The following is a 17,941-nucleotide window of genomic DNA, read 5'->3' as shown; positions in this document are numbered from 1 at the left end:
GGCAGTTGGGTCTCTCACCTAACTTCTGTGCTTTACACCCAATTTTTAAGGTGAGAGTCTTACTGCCCGTTAATGCGGAATAAAATGGCCTTGTGCGTATTGCACAAGGCCATTTTCAATAGTTTTTAATAATTAGCAGTATCCACCATAGCCGCCGCCATATCCACCATAACCGCCGTAACCACAAGAACCGCCGCCTCCGCCGAAGCAGCTAGCACCGATGATAATTAATAAAATAAACAATACGATTAGAAGCGCAAAACCGCCTCCGCACCCACGTCTGCGGTCGCAATCATCATGTCTGTGTTCACACTTTTCGCTCATTACTCTATTCCTCCTTTAGTATCATTCATAACAAGATCGTCTTGCTCTAAATGAGGGGATTCCATTTATATTATGTTTTCAGGGCAAATAGGAAGCTTGGCACTCCTAAAAACGGGCTTGTTTCATGAAAAGAGCCCCAACACAAAAAGAGGATACCTTTAAATAGGCACCCCCTTCTTCTAAACAAACATATTAAGTAAAAGCGCAAAGCCGAATGCAATAAATGATAACAATGTCTCCAGCACCGTCCACGTTTTAAACGTTTCTTTTACTGTCAAACCTAAATACTCTTTTACAAGCCAGAATCCTGCATCATTTACGTGAGAAAACATTAATGAACCTGCACCGGTTGCAATAACGAGTAATTCTAAATTTACACCAGACATGTGCTGAATAACCGGTGAAACAATTCCAGCTGCTGTCGTTAATGCTACAGTAGCTGAACCTGTTGCAATTCGGATTAATCCCGCTACCATGAACGCTAAGACGATTGGTGATAATGAAATGTGTTCTGCCATTTGAGCGATGGCTGTTCCAACGCCGCTTTCAATTAATATTTGTTTAAATCCACCGCCTGCACCAATTATTAAAATAATGGAACCGACAGGTAGTAAACTTTCATCTGTTAATTTTTTAATCATCTTTTTATTAATTCCTTGTTTTATACCAAGCAAATAAAACGCTGCGAAACATGAAATAAGTAAAGCGATTACCGGACTTCCTACAAATACTAAAAATTCAGTTATTTTTTTCGGTAATGAAATATATGGTGCGACTACTGATAAAATCATTAAAACTACTGGCAGTAAAATAATAAAAAATGAAACTTTACGACTCGGTAAATCAGTTGATACTGTCGTAACTCGAACAAGCTCCGGTTCATTTTCAGGTATAACCCTCTTATGTACCCACTTTGCAAATACCGGTCCTGCGATAATTGCTGTTGGTAACGCGATAATTAATGAATACAATAGTACCTTTCCTAAATTCGCATTATAAATACCGATTGCTGTCATCGCACCTGGATGCGGCGGCACTAGCCCATGTACAATCGATAATCCAGCAATAACAGGTAACGCAATTAATAATATATTTTGCTTCGTCGTTTTTCGAATTGAAATAACAAGTGGTAATAAAATGACGATTCCCACTTCAAAAAACACTGGAATACCTATAACAAATCCGGCGAATAACATTGCCCAAGGTAATTTTTTCACCCCGAAGAATCGAATGAAGAAATCTGCTACTTGCATGCCAGCCCCTGAATCGGACATCATTTTCCCTAAAATTGTTCCGAGAGCCAAAATACCAACTAAATGCCCTAGTACACTACCAACACCAGTTTCATAGGCAGTAACAATTTTGGTCAAGTTCAACCCAGACATAATAGCTAAAAATAGACTAGCAACTGTTAAACTAATAAACGCATGCCATTTCCACCACGATACCCCTAAAATAACAATTGCGATCGCAATTAACGTGACGATTAATAAGTATATATCCATATCCCATTCCCCTTCGATATGAAAATTTTTTACAGAAAAAGAGGGAATTAGTCCCTCTTCATTTTTTACACATCATAATTTACAACGTAATGCTGCATTTCCGTATTGTAGTAGCCTTCACTATATTCAATTACTTCTCCAACTTCATCGTAAGAATAGCGCATACGTTTTAATAACGCTGTTCCCTCTTTTTCTCCTAACGCTTCTGCAACGAAATTAGGCGCAAATCCAACAGCGAATTCATCTCTGAAGTTTTCTAAATGTATACCACGGTCCTCGACTAGATCATAAAGCGATTGTAAGTCAAAGTCCGCTAAGTCTGTACTTGCCATTTGTGCTGAGAAATAGTGCGTATAATGAATGTACGGAGTATCATTTAAAGCATATAGGCGCTCAATACGAAAACTCTCTTTACCAAACAAACGAAATGGTACTGTTCCTTCTTCATTATGAACCACTTCTGCCTTTAGCAATTTCTTTTGTACTTTATAGCCTTCTTCCACTAACACTTCTGTAAATTTCTTTCCCTTTGAAAGCTTTGTCGCAGAAGTATTTCGAATGACTTTCGTTCCTTTACCACTTTTCTTTTCCAAATATCCTTCTTGAACGAGTTCTTTAATTGCGTTTCGCACTGTAATTTTACTCACTTTGAACTCTTCTTCTAATTGTGGTTCAGAAGGAATATTTGTATGAATGGCATAAACACCATGTAATATTCGATCACGAATAATATTTTTAATTTGTAAATATAATGGACCTCTTTTTCTCGTTACGTTCACCGTTACACCCACTACCTTTCTACATCACCTACTGATGCCGTCATTGCCCGAAGTATATCTTTCTCTGATGACATTGGCGTATCACCGACGATTGTATGTGCAAGCATTCCAGCTGCTGACGCGAATGAAACAGCTTTCTCTGGTGCAAACTCTTCTATCTCGCCATGAATAATTCCGCTCGTATAAGCATCTCCAGCACCTATTCTATCATATACAGAAAACGTAAGTGTTTTGGCAAAAGTGAACGTCCCATCTTTACATATGAATCCGCGAAGTGAGTGTGTATTATCGCTATTAATAGAACGATGTGTCCCAGCAATTGTAGCGATATTATATATTTCAGCGACTTTTGGAATAAGATCAACAAGCTGTGCTTCTCGCTCCGTCTCTTCCGTTTTCATTCCGAGAACAAACATCGCATCTTTTTCATTCATCATTACAATATCGGCAAGGCCTAGCATTTCTTCATAATGAGGTTTCGCCTGTTCATACCCATCTTCTCCCCAAAGCGATGGACGATAGTTGCAATCGAAAACGACAGTGCCTCCATTTTCTTTAACTGCCTTCGCCAAAGATTTCATATGATGGCGCACAGTATCATTCATCGCAAGGGTAATCCCGCAAAAATGAACGATATCAATTTCTTTTGCGATTTCTTCAAATTGGTACATCTCTTCACATGCCGTATTGAAACTACTTTCTAATCGGTTCGAATATGTAACGCGGCTTGCGCGTGCTCCAAATCCATTTTCTAAAAAGTACATACCAACATATTTACCGCCTCTTGAAACAAACGGTGCCTGAATGCCTAACTTTTGAATATGTGATACCGCAGCATCCCCGACAGAGTTTTCCGGTAAAGTTGAAATAAGAAAACCTTCATGCCCTAGATGAGAAAGTGCTGCTGCAACGTTCACACCTGTACCAGAAAATGAGTAATTTAAGGAGTTTGCTTGCGATAGCAATTCATACCCTGGCACTTGCAGGCGCATCATAACTTCACCGAATGCTGCAATTTTCTTACGCATATTGATCAACTAACTTCTTCACGACCGCTAGTAATTCACGAACATCTTCTGTTTTCGTATTGCCAGTTTCTTTATCAATAATAGAAGAGTACACGTGCGGGATAACTTGCTCTACGTTTGCTTCTAATGCAATACGTACAATTGTTTCAAAGTTTTCTTTATCAATTCCGCCCGTTGGCTCTAATGCAAATCCTTCTTCCGCACATGCTTTCGCAACAGCGCGATATTCTTCTTCATGCGCTAAACCTTTCATTGGGAAGTATTTCAATGAATTCCCGCCCATATCACGTACAAGTGCGATCGCTGTTTTAATTGGAACGATTGCTTTTTCTTCTCCAGCTGCACTAATTGGACCAGTAGAAATATTTACGTACCCTACTTTTCCTGTAGGTGATACTAAACTATTAATCCAGCTATCTTTTCCGCCAAGATTTGCGCGCGTTGCTCCAACTGAAGGGAACACTTGGTTAATATGACTACCTGGATAATGTTTCGCAATTTCAGCCACAACTGCCGCTTGACGATTATCTCCTGCTCCTAGTCCGATTGATACAGCGTCATCAATTTCTTTTCCGTATGCTTTCATCGCAGTTACTGCTTCTTCTACTGTCGGATAGTCTTTTGATAACACACCGACTACTACATAACCTTCTGCTGCTTCAAAAATGTCTTTCGCATTTCGGATATTGTTCGCTAATACATTTAATGCTACGCGGCCTTTATAAAAACGTTTTTGAATGTTTGTCATCTTAGTTTCCCCCTACAATTTCTCTCATTTTTTCTTCAATCACATGTATGTCATCGCCTTGAAGTGGACGTGGATCAATATCAAAGAACCCTTGTCTTACTCCGTAATCACGTGTGTAAATCGCGATTTCCCCTTCGCGTAACGCGGTCACAACATCTTTTGCAGTTTTATTTAATTCGTTCTCGTTAATATGAATACGCGCTCTAAAAATTGCTCTTCCTGCTTCATCTTGAACGATTGTTACATTTACACCGTTTAACTCTTTCAGCGGCATAAGTACTTGTAACAACTCTTTTTCTTGCTCACTCTTATCTTCTTTCACTCCGTACTCATCAAGCGCTTGAAGTAAGCCGAAAGTCGTCTCTTTCCCAACTTTCATACTTCTTCCGATGCAATGTAATTGTACTTTTAGCCATTCAATATATTTTCGTTTACCTCCGACAATACCAGAAGTAGGTCCTTCAATTGCCTTTGAACCGCTATAAATGGCTAGGTCTGAATACTTCACGTATTTTTGAATATCTTCTTCAGCTGCCGCATCGACGATAAGTGGTACGTTATTTCGCTGCGCAACTTCCCATGCTTCTTCAACAGAAATCATATTTTTTTGTACTGCATGATGGGATTTCACATATAGAATCGCTGCTGTATTTTCGCCAATTGCATCTTCAATATGCTCCGCTTTCCCTTCATTTGCGTAACCTACTTCAACGAGCTTACCACCACCTAAATAAATCATCGTTTCAACAGGAGCACCGTATTGAACGTTATGACCTTTTAACATAATCACTTCGTTTTTCGCGATTACTTCTTGATGAAGTCGTTCACTTTTACGGCGATTTCCCTCTGTAACGATACCAGCAATAGAAAGCGCAATTCCACTCGATGCTGAGTTCACAACGACCGCTGCCTCTGAATCTAAAATTCTCGCAATATGGTCTCCCGCTTTATCTACTAAATCGGCAATTTCCACATAATTTTGTCCACCATGTTTCATCGCATCCATGACTGTATTTGTCGGAGCGGATACACCTAAAATACTCATTCTACCGCTCGCATTAATAACTCTTTTTAATCCGTACTTAGCATTCAATGAATGACCCATTGATTACAACCCCTTTCGTATCAATTCTTCTTTCAGCAGTGCGCTGATCCCCTTCTGAATCAATTAACGTAATCGGTTCATCTTTCACCGTAAATAAAGTTAAGTTTGCAATATCCCCTTCTTGAATGCGGCCAAGCTCTGGTTTCTTCAGCCACTCTGCCGCATTTTTCGTCACCGCATCAATTACTTCTTCTAGCGGATAACCTAAGTAAAGGAATTTCGAAAGAACGTGAGCCATACTATACACTGGACCGTGTATACGATTCTTCCGGTAAATATCTGTACTAATTGTATTAAAGGCAATACCGTGACGCTTCGCCGCCTCTGCTACTTTAAAAGAAAAACTAGCATTACCGTGACCAACATCTAAATGCACACCGCGTTTCACTGCATCTAATAACACAGATATCGGTTTTCCTTCTTCATCAAATAAATTATTTTCTTTCCCGTTTAAGTAATGTGTAATGACATCATCTTTTTCTAAAAGAGGTACAACTTCCTCTATACGTGGAGGCGCTGAACCGATATGTACCATAATCGGCAATGATGTTTCACGAGATAAAGAGCGCGCTACGTGCAGCGGTTCAATTCCGCTATCACAAACGACACTTTTACTCATTCTCGCTTTTAATCCAACGATTACATCTTTATACTTTTCTACTGCATCTATTACTTTCTCTTTATCTATCCATTCCATATTGGATAATTCATCAATTCGTTTCAAACCGATGCGAGAAATATTTAAAAAGGCAAATAAATTCGTTTTTGCCTGCTCTCTACTTTGTACTAAATCTGCAATACGATCAGCTCCGCAGCTACCCGCATCAACAATTGTCGTTACCCCTTGCTTAACGCCAATTTCATCTACCTCATCGCCATACGGATCAAACTCTGGAAAAGCATGAACGTGTAAATCAATCCAGCCACTCGATACGTAAGTACCTAAGTAATCAAGAACCTTTCCACCCTCGCCAGCACCAGCTTTCGTCACCTGTGCGATTTTATTATTTTCAACTACAATGTCAATCTCTTCCCCGTTCACACGCTTCACATTACGTAGCACGAATCGTTCTGTCATTGTATTTCCACCCTTTTCTATAAGAAGCCATAAGAATACGCTTACATTAAAGTTTCATTTTATATCTCTTTCACATATTTAGAGTATCATGAAAAAAAAAAAAAGTAAATATAACGTTATAATGTTTAATGGTAAATAAAAAAACAATCCACAAAATGTTGATAGTACAGGAAATTATATCAATGATTCGACAAGGAATATCGATTTACCGACAAAAAACGGCAATCTATTTCTTATATGCCAAAAGACTGACCCAAAACGGACCAGCCTTTTTCTCTATTCTTGAACCGTCACAATAACCCCGTCCATATTGTTCCCCGAAATTTCATACTGCTTATTCACCGGAACATTCACGTTCATACGATCTGAAACTTTATAATAAGAAACCGTATATTTCTTACCTTCAACCTCCGTTGAAACTTCTTTTTCCTCTTTTAAGAAGTCCAAATATTCCTCTAACGTAATCTTCTTTTTTTGCATAATTGCGCTATGTGGTAAGCCGACATAACGTATGTGCCACGGCTCATATTGAATGCCCGTAATATCACTTTTATTTTTCGGATAACGTAAAACAAATCCGTGCTTCCATACGTTCTCTTCAATCCATTTTCCTTCAGGAGCTTTCTCCATTTTCTTTTGAGTAGACCCAACGTCGAGTGATAACCCTAAATTATGTTCACTATATCCTGCTGGAAGTGCATAATCAGATCCCATTTCTTTATATAATTTACTTTGTTCTTGAAAATCTCGGTAACCGCTACTCATTAAGAAATGCTGTACTCCATCTTTGCCAGCTGCATCGACAACGTTTAAAAACTTTTTTACAATATCCTTTGATAAGCGAAGATTTCTATCAAATACCACATAACCTCTTACTAATTCACTATTGTGATTTACATTTATAATGTCGGACCTAATGCTATCTTTTTTAACTGGGTAATCTTTATTAACTAATAATAGATTTCCCTTATAAATCTCTTCTTTTGTAACCTCTACCTTTTCAATATTCGCCGATTTTACCTTATTATCTTTTTCTGCAATTTTAACATCGATATCCTTTTGAAATAATGGTGATATATAAAAGCCTACACAGACTGTACATAATATAAAAAGAGAAATAAATACCCACTTTTTCATTTCTAGTTCCTCCTTAACGTAACTTACGTATAGAATAGAAAAAACTATTAAAATAAAAAGTGGGGTAAAGTTTAAATTTTTATTAAATCGCCTGATTCTCTTCTTTTGGTAATCTCACTTCAAATATCGTTCTAATTACATTACTTTCAGCAGAAATGGTACCGTTATGCTGCTCGACAATATTTTTCGCAATAAATAACCCAAGGCCTGTACTACCTTGCTGCTCTGATCTTGCCTTATCACCTGTATAAAACATATCAAATAAATATGGTAAATCCTCTTCTGGAATGCTATCTCCGTAATTAATAATTTGTACAACTACCTCTTCATGATCAATATATCCGTTCATATCAACAAAATTCCCATCATATCCGTAACGAATCGCATTCGTTAAAAGATTTTCAAAGACTCGAGCTAATAATTTCCCATCACCATTAATATGTAAGTGGGGCGCAATATTCAATCTCGCTTCTAAATCCTTTTTTTCTAATGACGGATACAATTCTTCCTCTAACTGTATAAGTAGTTCACTTATATCAATTGGTCTTTTTTCCAGCTGCAACATGCCATAATTCATTCTCGTTATTTCAAATAATTCATCAATTAAGCTTTCAAGCCTTTCCGATTTCGTAAAAGCAATTGTGGAAAAATGTTTAATTTGTTCCTTCGTCAAATTCTCATCTTTAAGAATTAAATCTAAATAACCTAAAACAGAAGTTAATGGTGTTCTTAAATCATGAGCTAAGTTAACAATGAGCTGATCCTTACTACTTTCCGCAAAGTCTCCTCGTTCAACTGCTTCTTTTAATTTCTCACTCGCTACATTTATTTCACGAGCAATATATCCAAACTCGTCATTTGATGAAACGCGAACTTGATTTGTAAAATCACCGTTCGCCAAATGATGAATCCCGTTCGAAATCTCATCAAAATATTTTAAGTATGGTCTAGTAAGGAAGAAGAAAAACATAATGGATAGAGGGATGAAGATAATTAAAAAGAAATTAATATCCCCAATTTGTCTTACCATTGAACGAAATTGGGCTAAAGGATCCTCATAACGAACTACTAGCTTATAATAAATCCGTAATCCTTCATAAAGTAAATACGTTATGCCCGCAGCAAATATCATACTTAACGCAAATAGCATAACCATCTTCGATCGAAAGCTTCTCATCTTTTTAGCCATTGAAAGTATACCCTACTCCCCACACTGTTTTTATTAACTTATTCTTTCTTTTATCTTCTCCAAGTTTTTTCCGCAAAGTACGGATATGTACCATAACTGTATTTCCACTTTCGTAATACCCTTCAGCCCATACTTGCTGAAAAATATTTTCCACACTGTACACTTTCTTCGGATGACTCGCTAATAAATATAAAATATCAAACTCTTTTGGGGTTAATTCAATTTTCTCATCGTACACATTTACCGTTCGGCGCTCAGGATCAATAACAACTCCGCCAATTTCTAAAGCAGATTTACTCTCCGCTACTTTCGGCTGATTTAACGTAAGAAATCTACGCAGTTGTGCGTTTACACGTGCAACTAATTCAATCGGTGTAAAAGGTTTCGTCATATAATCATCTGCGCCTAATACAAGACCGGTCACTTTATCAAAATCAGACGTTTTCGCACTTAAGAATATGATTGGCATATGGTGCTTCGCGCGAATTTGACGCGTCACTTCATATCCATCCATTTTCGGCATCATAATATCTAAAACCACTAAGTCGATTGGTTGAGTTTGAATAATATGCATGGCTTCTTCTCCATCAGCTGCTTTAACGACGTGGTAACCCTCTTTTTCTAAATGTATCTCAATTAAATCAGCAATTTCCGCTTCATCATCAGCTATTAAAATTGAAATGTGCTTCATTTTAGTCCCCCTACTTTATTCTGTTTTCATACGCTCGATTTTAAACTAGTCTATCCAATTTGTACAATAAGAAAAGGCTACCCGTAAGAGTAACCTTGATAAATGAAATTATATCGGCGATTTTCAAAATATATCAACTGTAATTTAAATTATATCAGCGATTTTTTAAATATATCGACTTACCAACAATTAACGACAAAATCATCCCGCTATTTGCAGGTAGTCAGTATTAATAAAAGCTCCCATTCATCGCTCAAAAATAATCCGCTGCTTTGTTATTTCTTCCAACCTGCCTCGATCTACTTCATACTCACGTTCAATACTTTGCGGTACCCTTACTTTTCCGCCTTCAAGCATCACTTCTGGTGAAATGATATCCTTCTCCCAATGTCTACTAGAAGCAGATATATCTCCAGGAATCGTAAAGTTCGGCAATGAAGCAAGCGCAACGTTTTGCGCTCGTGAAATCCCCATTTCCACCATACCGCCGCACCAAACCGGGATATTATGCTCCATACAATAATTATGGATTTGAATGGATTCTGTTAATCCGCCCACTCGCCCTGGTTTAATATTAACGATTTGGCAACTACCAAGCGTAATCGCAACACGTGCGTCTTCTAAACTATGGATGCTTTCATCTAGACAAATCGGTGTTTCAATTTTCTTTTGCAGTTGTGCATGATCAAGAAAATCATAATCCGCTAACGGTTGTTCAATCATCATCAATTGAAATTCATCTAGTCGTTTCAACTTCTCCGTATCCGCTAATGTATAAGCTGAATTTGCATCAGCCATTAACGGGATATGCGGAAACTCTTTGCGAATTTCTTTCAGTAATTCGTAATCATGTTCTGGCTTTATTTTCACTTTAAAGCGCTCGTATCCTTCTTGCGCGTACTTCTCGAGTTGTTTTAACATAACCGGAATCGTATTGATCCCAATCACAACGCCGACTTCAATTTCAGACCTATTTCCACCAAGCAATATCGCTAACGACTGCTTTTGACGATTCGCATATAAATCCCAAACAGCACCTTCAATTCCGGCCTTTGCCATTCGGTTTCTCTTTATATGTTGGAACAAAGACGGTACTTCATTCGGATGAGAGATTTCAGCTTTCAATAAATCTGGTAATAAAAAATCCTGAAGTACATGCAGCGCTGTCTTCACCGTTTCTTCCGTATACCACGGTTCAGAAAATGCAACGACTTCACCAAAACCAATGTATCCATCTGTATCTTCTAATTCAATGACGATACTTTCACGCTTTTCATAAGTCCCGTAACTTGCCGCAAACGGGATAATGAGCGGCATTTCCGTTATATAAAGTGTCGCTTTTTTTATTTCCACCTACATCTCCTCCACTAATTGTCTTAACTCTCGTCTTAACAATTTCTTCGAAGCATTTCGTGGTAATTCCTCTAAGAAACATGCTTTCTTCGGCACTTTATATTTCGCTAATTTCTCTTCGCAAAAACGAAGAATTTCTTCTTCTGTTACGTCTCCACTTTTTACAACAAAAGCAGCTGGTACTTGTCCCCAACTTTCGTCAGCCATACCGACAACACCCGCTTCTACTACCGCCGGATGAGAGAGCAATACTTCTTCAATTTGAGCTGGATATATATTTTCTCCGCCAGAAATAATTAAATCACTGCGTCGATCTAATACGTATAAAAATCCTTCCTCATCTAAATAACCGAGGTCACCAGTATGAAGCCATCCATTTCTGATCGCCTCATGCGTCGCATCTTCACGGTTAAAGTAGCCACCTGTTACGTTTGGTCCTTTTACTACAATTTCTCCTTCAGCACGGGGCAGCACAACTACACCGTCTTTTTCAATACGAAGCTGACACTGAAATAGTGGTTTTCCGGCTGATCCTACTTTCGTTAACATATAATCTGCTGATAACGTACAAATTTGCGATGATGTTTCTGTCATACCGTACGTTTGATACACAGGAATTCCTTTTTCCACACATGTTTCTAATAACGGCTTCGGTGCTGGTCCTCCCCCAAGTAACATGCATCGTAAAGAAGATGGATATATCTCTTCTCCAAGTCGTTCTAATAAATCTGTTAGCATTTTAGAAACGACAGAAATAATCGTAACGCCTCTCGTTTGAAGTGCTTTATGAATAAAATTAGCATCATATTTTGGAACGAGTAAAATGCGCATACCGTACATAATATTTTTCATTAAAAGAGATAACCCGCCAACGTGGAACATTGGCATACAAGCTAACCAACAATCATCATCACGAAGCCCTAAATTAAGCGAAGAACCGACTGCACTTGCCCAGTGGTTACCGTATGTTAAAATAACGCCTTTCGGTTTCCCTGTCGTCCCTGACGTATAAATAATTGTCATCGCTTCTTCTAAAGAGAATTCTTCTTGTATAGATGCTTCCGTCTTCGGTCCTTGCATCACTTCAGCAAATGAACATACTGGAACATTTTCCGTCTCAAACTCTTGGTCCGTCACTAAACAAACAACTTCCGCATCATCCATTTGCCAAAGTAGCTCTTCTCTTGAAAGACGCGTATTTAAAAGCACAGCTACTGCACCTATATAAGATAGGGCGTGAATAACTGTAATCATCTCCATACCATTTTTCATCAGAACAGCCACCTTTTGCGCCCGCTTCACTCCTACATGCGTGAGGTGTTCACAAACAGATACTACTTTTTCATGCAGCTGCATGAAAGTAACCTTCTCCTCTTCAATTTCAATTGCAGTGCGATCAGGTGTTAAAAATGCACGTTGCATTAACCAATTCGGCATCGTCTCCATCACTCATTCTCCTTTCATGAAAGAAAGAGACCTGATATGACATCAAGTCTCTTAGTTGTTTTGTTTCCGGTTTTGATCTCATCTAGCTACAGCGGCTAGAACAGTCGGTCGTTTCACGCCTTCCTATGAGGCAAAAAGCGCCTCTACGTCAGGAGTTCCAACGCCCTCTTGTTCTGAACGAGCCGCTTCCGCTTTTGAGACATCCAGCTACAGCGGCTAGAACAGTCGGTCGTTTCACGCCTTCCTACGAGGCAAAAAGCGCCTCTTTGTCAGGAGTTCCAACGCCCTCTTGTTCTGAACGAGCCGCTTCCGCTTTTGAGACATCCAGCTACAGCGGCTAGAATGTTCGGTGGCTTCGCTTCTTCCTACGAGGCAAAAAGCGCCTCTTTGTCAGAAGCTCCATCCCCCTCACATTCTGAGCGAGCTGCTTCCGCTTTTGGTCTCATCCAGCTGCGCCTCCTAGCCCCTTCCGTCTAAGAACCTTCCGCACGAGAAAGTAAAAAACACTTTCTGTGCGAAAGAACCTTAGCCTACGGGGCTAAACAGTCGGCTCCGCTTTTGATCACGGGAAACGAGGGAATTGACCGAAGTCCGGACTGCGTTTTTCTTTGAACGCGTCGCGGCCTTCTTTTGCTTCGTCAGTTGTGTAGTACAATAACGTTGCGTCTCCAGCTAGTTGTTGAATACCAGCTAAACCGTCTGTGTCTGCGTTGAATGCAGCTTTTAGGAAACGAAGTGCCATTGGGCTGTTTGCTAAAATTTCTTGTGACCATTGTACTGTTTCTGCTTCAAGTTCTTCTAATGGTACTACTGTGTTTACTAAGCCCATATCAAGTGCTTCTTGTGCACTATATTGACGGCATAGGTACCAAATTTCACGAGCTTTCTTATGGCCTACCATACGAGCTAAATAACCAGCTCCGTATCCACCGTCAAAGCTTCCTACTTTAGGACCTGTTTGTCCGAATACAGCGTTGTCTGCAGCGATTGTTAAGTCACATACGATATGAAGTACGTGTCCACCACCGATTGCATAACCTGCTACCATTGCGATAACCGGTTTAGGGATTGCGCGAATTAGACGTTGTAAGTCTAATACGTTTAAACGTGGGATTTGGTCGTCACCTACATAGCCACCATGACCGCGAACTTTTTGGTCGCCGCCAGAACAGAATGCACGTCCACCTTCACCTGTTAAAATGATAACGCCAACATTTGCATCATCACGAGCGTGTGCAAAAGCATTGATTAACTCCATTACCGTTTTAGGACGGAATGCATTATGTACTTCAGGGCGGTTAATCGAAATCTTTGCGATGCCATTGTATGTTGAATAAATAATATCTTCGTAATTGCCTTCTTTTACCCATTCAATAGTCATTACTATTACCTCCTTTTATATTTCTGATCTCCGCTATAAGTGCAACTTCCTTCTTGCTGAAAAAAGTATCACTGCATAGTTTTTAGAAATCCCTTTACTATTGTATCAAACTTTTCCGGTTGTTCCACATGAATTGCATGGCCAGCCCCATCAATTTTGACAAATTTCGCATGAGGGATGCATTTTTCGATATTTTTTAATAGGCGAAAGAACTTTTCATCACTTTCTCCATTCAGTAAAAGGACAGGCATTTTTAGGTTTTGCAATTCGTTCCACCATGAAGGCTGAGCCCCTGTTCCCATGCCGCGAAGACTATTTGCAAGTCCTTTTGGATTATTAGCAAGTCGTTCTTTTCGCACCGCTTCTTTTACGTTTTGCACTAAACGTTTTTGCGTTTCAAATAGCGGAATATTTTCCCACATCGATACAAAAATTCGGATGCCTTCTTGCTCAATTTTATCGGCAAGTCGTTCATCTTTTTCCTTGCGTTCTTTTCGCTCCTTTGCACTCTCAAGTCCAGCTGTACAGTTTTCTAAAAGAAGCGAACGCACATATTCTGGATATAAGCATGCCATCGTAATCGCAAGTCTACCACCCATTGAATAGCCAAGTATGTGCGCATTTTCAATATGAAGATGATCCAGTAGTTCTTTCATTTGCAATGCCACATTTTGAATATCATAATGCGTCACATCTTCAGGACTTTCCGTTTTCCCGTGTCCAACAATGTCTACTAGAATGACTTGAAACTGCTCGCTCCAAGAAGGAATAAAGGAACCCCACGTTTCCATGCTTCCCGTAAAACCATGAAGAAGTAGAAGTGGTTCCCCGCTTCCGGCTACTTCATATTCATACGATACACCTTGCAATGTTACTTTCATTTTGATTCACCTTGCAAAGATGTAGTAATAACGTCCATTGTTTTTGCCCATAGTTCACGATGTAATTTCAAGTTTTCTTCGCGATTCGTACAAATTTCCACAACGTGTAATCCATTCGTTTTCGTTCCAGTTTGTACTTCTTCTCGGAAGTTTTCCCAACCATTTACACGGCTAAATGAACCACCATACATTTTGACAACATGTTCATAATCAAGCCCAATTGGTGTTCCAAATAATGATTCGAAATGTTCCTTTTTCTCGTATTGTGGTAAGAATGAGAAAATACCTCCACCATCATTATTTACAACAACAATCGTTATATTTAACTCATGTAGTTTCGCGGCTAATAGTCCGTTTAAATCATGATAAAATGATAAATCACCGATTACTAATACGAGCGGATTACAAATAATACTCGCTCCTAAAGCTGTTGAAATGATTCCATCAATACCATTTACACCGCGGTTCGCCATTACTTGAATGTTTTTATCCGATGTGAAGAAGAATGAATCGGTATCGCGAATTGGCATACTATTACTCGCAAATAACGTTGCCCCTTCTGGTAATACACGTACAATATCCGTAATTACTTTTCCTTCAAACGCCGTTTCATATGCTTCCATCTCACGAAGCGTTTCTCTCGTTTTCTCGTTTATATGTTTCCACATTCCGAACCAATCATTATTTTTCATAACTGGCATTTTCTCTAGTAATGCTCTGCAAAATTCACTGTCACTAGCTTGTACAACTTCTGTCGCAACTAGAGCTGGATCTCTCCATTGTCCAGATTCATCAACAACGATATGAACAGCTTTCGTTTGTTTTTTGATGAACTGCGTTAATGCTTTAGAGACAGGCATTCCTCCGAAACGAATTAAAACATTCGGCTTCCACGTTTCTTTTAACAATTCATTTCGTAAAAATGTATCGTAACAATCTATAACCATCGTTTTATCATGATTACCACTACGGAGGTTAGAAAGTGGATCTGCTAAAATTGGATACCCTGTTTTCTCAGCTACTTTCATAACAACTTCTGTTATTTCTGGATGACTGCCGTCTCCACAAATAATAAGCCCCTTTTCCATATGTGAAAGGCGCCCTACAAGAGAATCTACATATTCACCCGGCATCGTCACGTTCCCTTGCTGAACTACTCCTGTATATTCACCACGCCCTTTATCCCATAAACTTTCTAATGAGAAATCCGGTATAAGCGGCTCGCGAACTGGAAAATTAAGATGAACAGGTCCTTGCGGCGCTAGAAGTGCGCTTGCTATCGTACGCTGCGTTGTCATTCGAGCGTAATGATACATTGCTTCACTCGCTTCAGGAAGTGCCATCTCTGTAAATTGCTTCACAAAAGTACCGTATAAATTAAATTGATTCATCGCCTGTGGTGCACCCACATCTCTTAATTCATGCGGTCTATCCGCTGTTAATACGATAAGCGGCACTCGTGAATGAAACGCTTCACATACAGCTGGATAATAGTTCGCTGCTGCCGTCCCTGACGTACATAATAGCGCAACAGGACGTTTTTTTGCTTTCGCAATACCGAGCGCAAAAAATCCTGCTGATCTTTCGTCTACATGTAAATATGTTTTCATTCCTTCATGTTGTTCCATTAGTAAGGCAATCGGCGTTGACCGTGAGCCAGGACTAATGACAACATCACATACATTTAGACGCGTCAGTTCGTCCACGAACGCGCCTAAATAATATGATAATGCTTCTATATGATTGTTCATCTCATTAATTCCTCCAAAGCACCAAGCATCGGTCTAAACTTCAAACTTGTTTCTTCATATTCAAGCTGCGCTACTGAATCAATTACGATACCACAGCCGGCAAATAAGGATGCCTTCTCGCCATTTAATAATCCGCAGCGAAGTGCAACCGCAAATTCACCATTTCCTTCATCATCTATAAAGCCAATTGGTGCACCATATAATCCTCTATCTAAAAGCTCTACATCACGGATTAATTTCAACGCCTCATGACGAGGTGTACCACCAAGAGCTGGTGTTGGATGTAATTCTTCTACCATCGTTAAAAGACTTGCATCACCTTTTGCTTCTACTGGCGTATATAAATGGATTAAATTTTTCGTCGTTAATAAGCCTGGGCTCTCCGGAATATTAACAGATTCGCAATGCTCACTTAGCACACCTCGAATCATGTTAACTACATAACCGTGTTCAGCCAAATTCTTTTCATCATGAAGAAGCGTCTCACCATTTTGTTTACTTTCTTCTATAGAATTGCCATGACCAATTGAACCAGCAAGGCACATCGATGTGAACTTCTCGCCTTCTTTTCGAATCAATCGCTCAGGTGTCGCCCCTAAGAAGCATGCTCCTTTATAATCAAAAGAAAATACGTAACAATCCGGTTGCCCAATGCGAAGCGCTTCTAAAACAAGAACGGAATCAATATGCTGATCCATCGTTAATTTTAGCTCCCTTGCTAATACAACCTTCTGCACGTTCCCTTGCTTCATTTCATCTTGCACTTTTCCAATCGCGTTCATCCAGCCACTCGGATCAACTTCTACTTTAGAAGTAACTGTTAATTTTGATCCTACTAGTGCACATTTACTCTCTTGTAAAATTCTCTCTTCTACAGAAATAATTTCGTTATAAAGAGTTTCTGCACAATCTTCAGCTGAAACGAACTTATTAATCGTTAACCACGCCTTTTCATTTTTTACAGTTAATAAAAATGCTGGTAGTGAAAATGTGGTATCATCAAATTCTTTCCAAAGATTCGTTTTTTCTTTTTCTTGGTCAAATGAAAATCCACCAAATAAAAGAGGACCTGTTCCAAATTCGTATCCTTCTCTTTGTACGAATGCTTTCTCTTTTACTTTATCCCACTCGTCACGAGCAGTTTGAAAGCGTTTGTGAGAAGAATTTACTATAGTGAAAACAGAGCCAATTCCAGCAAATATTACATGCTGAGCTGGGTCTGCAAAATAACATCTATTTTCGAATGCGATCCTTTTTCCTGCTGCATAAAACAGAAGTGGATCCACCCAATCTATTTGTTTTACAAAACTAACTAATGTTTTTTCATCAGTCGCATGCTTAATAGCTGTAACAAGAACTTCTTGTAAGCCTTTTCGTTTCGTTTGAATCACAATTGTCTCCCCCCTATGGGCGAAAAATAGTCATAATTACGCTTGATTTTAAGATACACCTCAAAGGAAAGGCCTGTCAACGTTTAGCATTTCTGAGAAATTCACCTTCTCTTCCTAGAAAATAAACGTTGACACTAAATGATGCTTTTTCTAC

The 17,941-nt window shown here is 39.1% G+C and carries 16 protein-coding genes; all 16 read right to left on the bottom strand.

All coding sequences use genetic code 11. The annotated features are described in order from the left end of the window. Positions 1-132: 132 nt before the first annotated feature. Positions 133-324 carry a YjcZ family sporulation protein gene (locus JFT89_RS24005; protein WP_002069940.1) on the bottom strand — a complete coding sequence of 64 codons (192 nt, stop codon included), beginning with the start codon at positions 322-324 and terminating at the stop codon, positions 133-135. Positions 325-503: 179 nt separating this feature from the next. Continuing rightward, positions 504-1,829: a gluconate permease GntP gene (gene gntP / locus JFT89_RS24000; RefSeq protein WP_002167483.1), complete on the bottom strand. Its 1,326-nt coding sequence runs from the start codon at positions 1,827-1,829 to the stop codon at positions 504-506. Between the two features lie 65 nt (positions 1,830-1,894). Further along, the gene (locus tag JFT89_RS23995; protein WP_002015828.1) at positions 1,895-2,620 is read right to left on the bottom strand and encodes a GntR family transcriptional regulator; all 726 of its coding nucleotides are present in this window, start codon (positions 2,618-2,620) and stop codon (positions 1,895-1,897) included. Beyond that, positions 2,620-3,636 (bottom strand): sugar kinase, encoded by a 1,017-nt coding sequence (locus JFT89_RS23990; RefSeq protein WP_002191029.1) that lies wholly within the window; start codon positions 3,634-3,636, stop codon positions 2,620-2,622. The genes JFT89_RS23995 and JFT89_RS23990 overlap by 1 nt, the downstream gene beginning before the upstream one ends. Further along, the gene (gene dagF, locus JFT89_RS23985) at positions 3,629-4,384 is read right to left on the bottom strand and encodes a 2-dehydro-3-deoxy-phosphogluconate aldolase (RefSeq protein ID WP_000181936.1); all 756 of its coding nucleotides are present in this window, start codon (positions 4,382-4,384) and stop codon (positions 3,629-3,631) included. The genes JFT89_RS23990 and dagF overlap by 8 nt, the downstream gene beginning before the upstream one ends. 1 nt (position 4,385) lies before the next feature. Beyond that, positions 4,386-5,489, bottom strand: coding sequence for a DgaE family pyridoxal phosphate-dependent ammonia lyase (locus JFT89_RS23980; RefSeq protein WP_016095904.1), 1,104 nt, complete (start codon positions 5,487-5,489; stop codon positions 4,386-4,388). Next, positions 5,467-6,567, bottom strand: coding sequence for an amidohydrolase/deacetylase family metallohydrolase (locus JFT89_RS23975; protein WP_002067829.1), 1,101 nt, complete (start codon positions 6,565-6,567; stop codon positions 5,467-5,469). Before JFT89_RS23975 ends, JFT89_RS23980 begins: the two co-directional genes overlap by 23 nt. 276 nt (positions 6,568-6,843) lie before the next feature. Further along, positions 6,844-7,704 carry a D-Ala-D-Ala carboxypeptidase VanY gene (locus JFT89_RS23970; RefSeq protein ID WP_002067826.1) on the bottom strand — a complete coding sequence of 287 codons (861 nt, stop codon included), beginning with the start codon at positions 7,702-7,704 and terminating at the stop codon, positions 6,844-6,846. A gap of 82 nt (positions 7,705-7,786) precedes the next feature. Continuing rightward, complete coding sequence (locus JFT89_RS23965) at positions 7,787-8,893, bottom strand: sensor histidine kinase (RefSeq protein ID WP_016095903.1); 1,107 nt, start codon at positions 8,891-8,893, stop codon at positions 7,787-7,789. Continuing rightward, positions 8,886-9,584: a response regulator transcription factor gene (locus JFT89_RS23960; protein WP_002067824.1), complete on the bottom strand. Its 699-nt coding sequence runs from the start codon at positions 9,582-9,584 to the stop codon at positions 8,886-8,888. The genes JFT89_RS23965 and JFT89_RS23960 overlap by 8 nt, the downstream gene beginning before the upstream one ends. Before the next feature lie 246 nt (positions 9,585-9,830). Then, positions 9,831-10,937, bottom strand: coding sequence for an o-succinylbenzoate synthase (menC, locus tag JFT89_RS23955; protein WP_201040778.1), 1,107 nt, complete (start codon positions 10,935-10,937; stop codon positions 9,831-9,833). Next, positions 10,938-12,383, bottom strand: a complete 1,446-nt coding sequence (locus JFT89_RS23950; RefSeq protein ID WP_201040775.1) for an o-succinylbenzoate--CoA ligase — start codon at positions 12,381-12,383, stop codon at positions 10,938-10,940. A 562-nt stretch (positions 12,384-12,945) separates the two neighbouring features. Further along, entirely contained in the window at positions 12,946-13,764 is an 819-nt protein-coding gene (gene menB, locus JFT89_RS23945) for a 1,4-dihydroxy-2-naphthoyl-CoA synthase (protein WP_002034513.1), read from the bottom strand. 68 nt (positions 13,765-13,832) lie between these two features. Then, positions 13,833-14,645: a 2-succinyl-6-hydroxy-2,4-cyclohexadiene-1-carboxylate synthase gene (gene menH / locus JFT89_RS23940; protein ID WP_033707265.1), complete on the bottom strand. Its 813-nt coding sequence runs from the start codon at positions 14,643-14,645 to the stop codon at positions 13,833-13,835. Further along, entirely contained in the window at positions 14,642-16,396 is a 1,755-nt protein-coding gene (gene menD, locus JFT89_RS23935) for a 2-succinyl-5-enolpyruvyl-6-hydroxy-3-cyclohexene-1-carboxylic-acid synthase (protein WP_201040774.1), read from the bottom strand. The genes menH and menD overlap by 4 nt, the downstream gene beginning before the upstream one ends. Then, positions 16,393-17,787 carry an isochorismate synthase gene (locus JFT89_RS23930; RefSeq protein ID WP_201040773.1) on the bottom strand — a complete coding sequence of 465 codons (1,395 nt, stop codon included), beginning with the start codon at positions 17,785-17,787 and terminating at the stop codon, positions 16,393-16,395. The genes menD and JFT89_RS23930 overlap by 4 nt, the downstream gene beginning before the upstream one ends. Positions 17,788-17,941 lie beyond the last annotated feature (154 nt).

The sequence above is a fragment of the Bacillus sp. TH25 genome (genome assembly GCF_016650935.1).
In the GTDB taxonomy this organism is placed as follows: domain Bacteria; phylum Bacillota; class Bacilli; order Bacillales; family Bacillaceae_G; genus Bacillus_A; species Bacillus_A mycoides.
The sequence above is the reverse complement of the archived record's forward strand: the minus strand, read 5'-3'. Positions and strand labels throughout refer to the sequence as shown.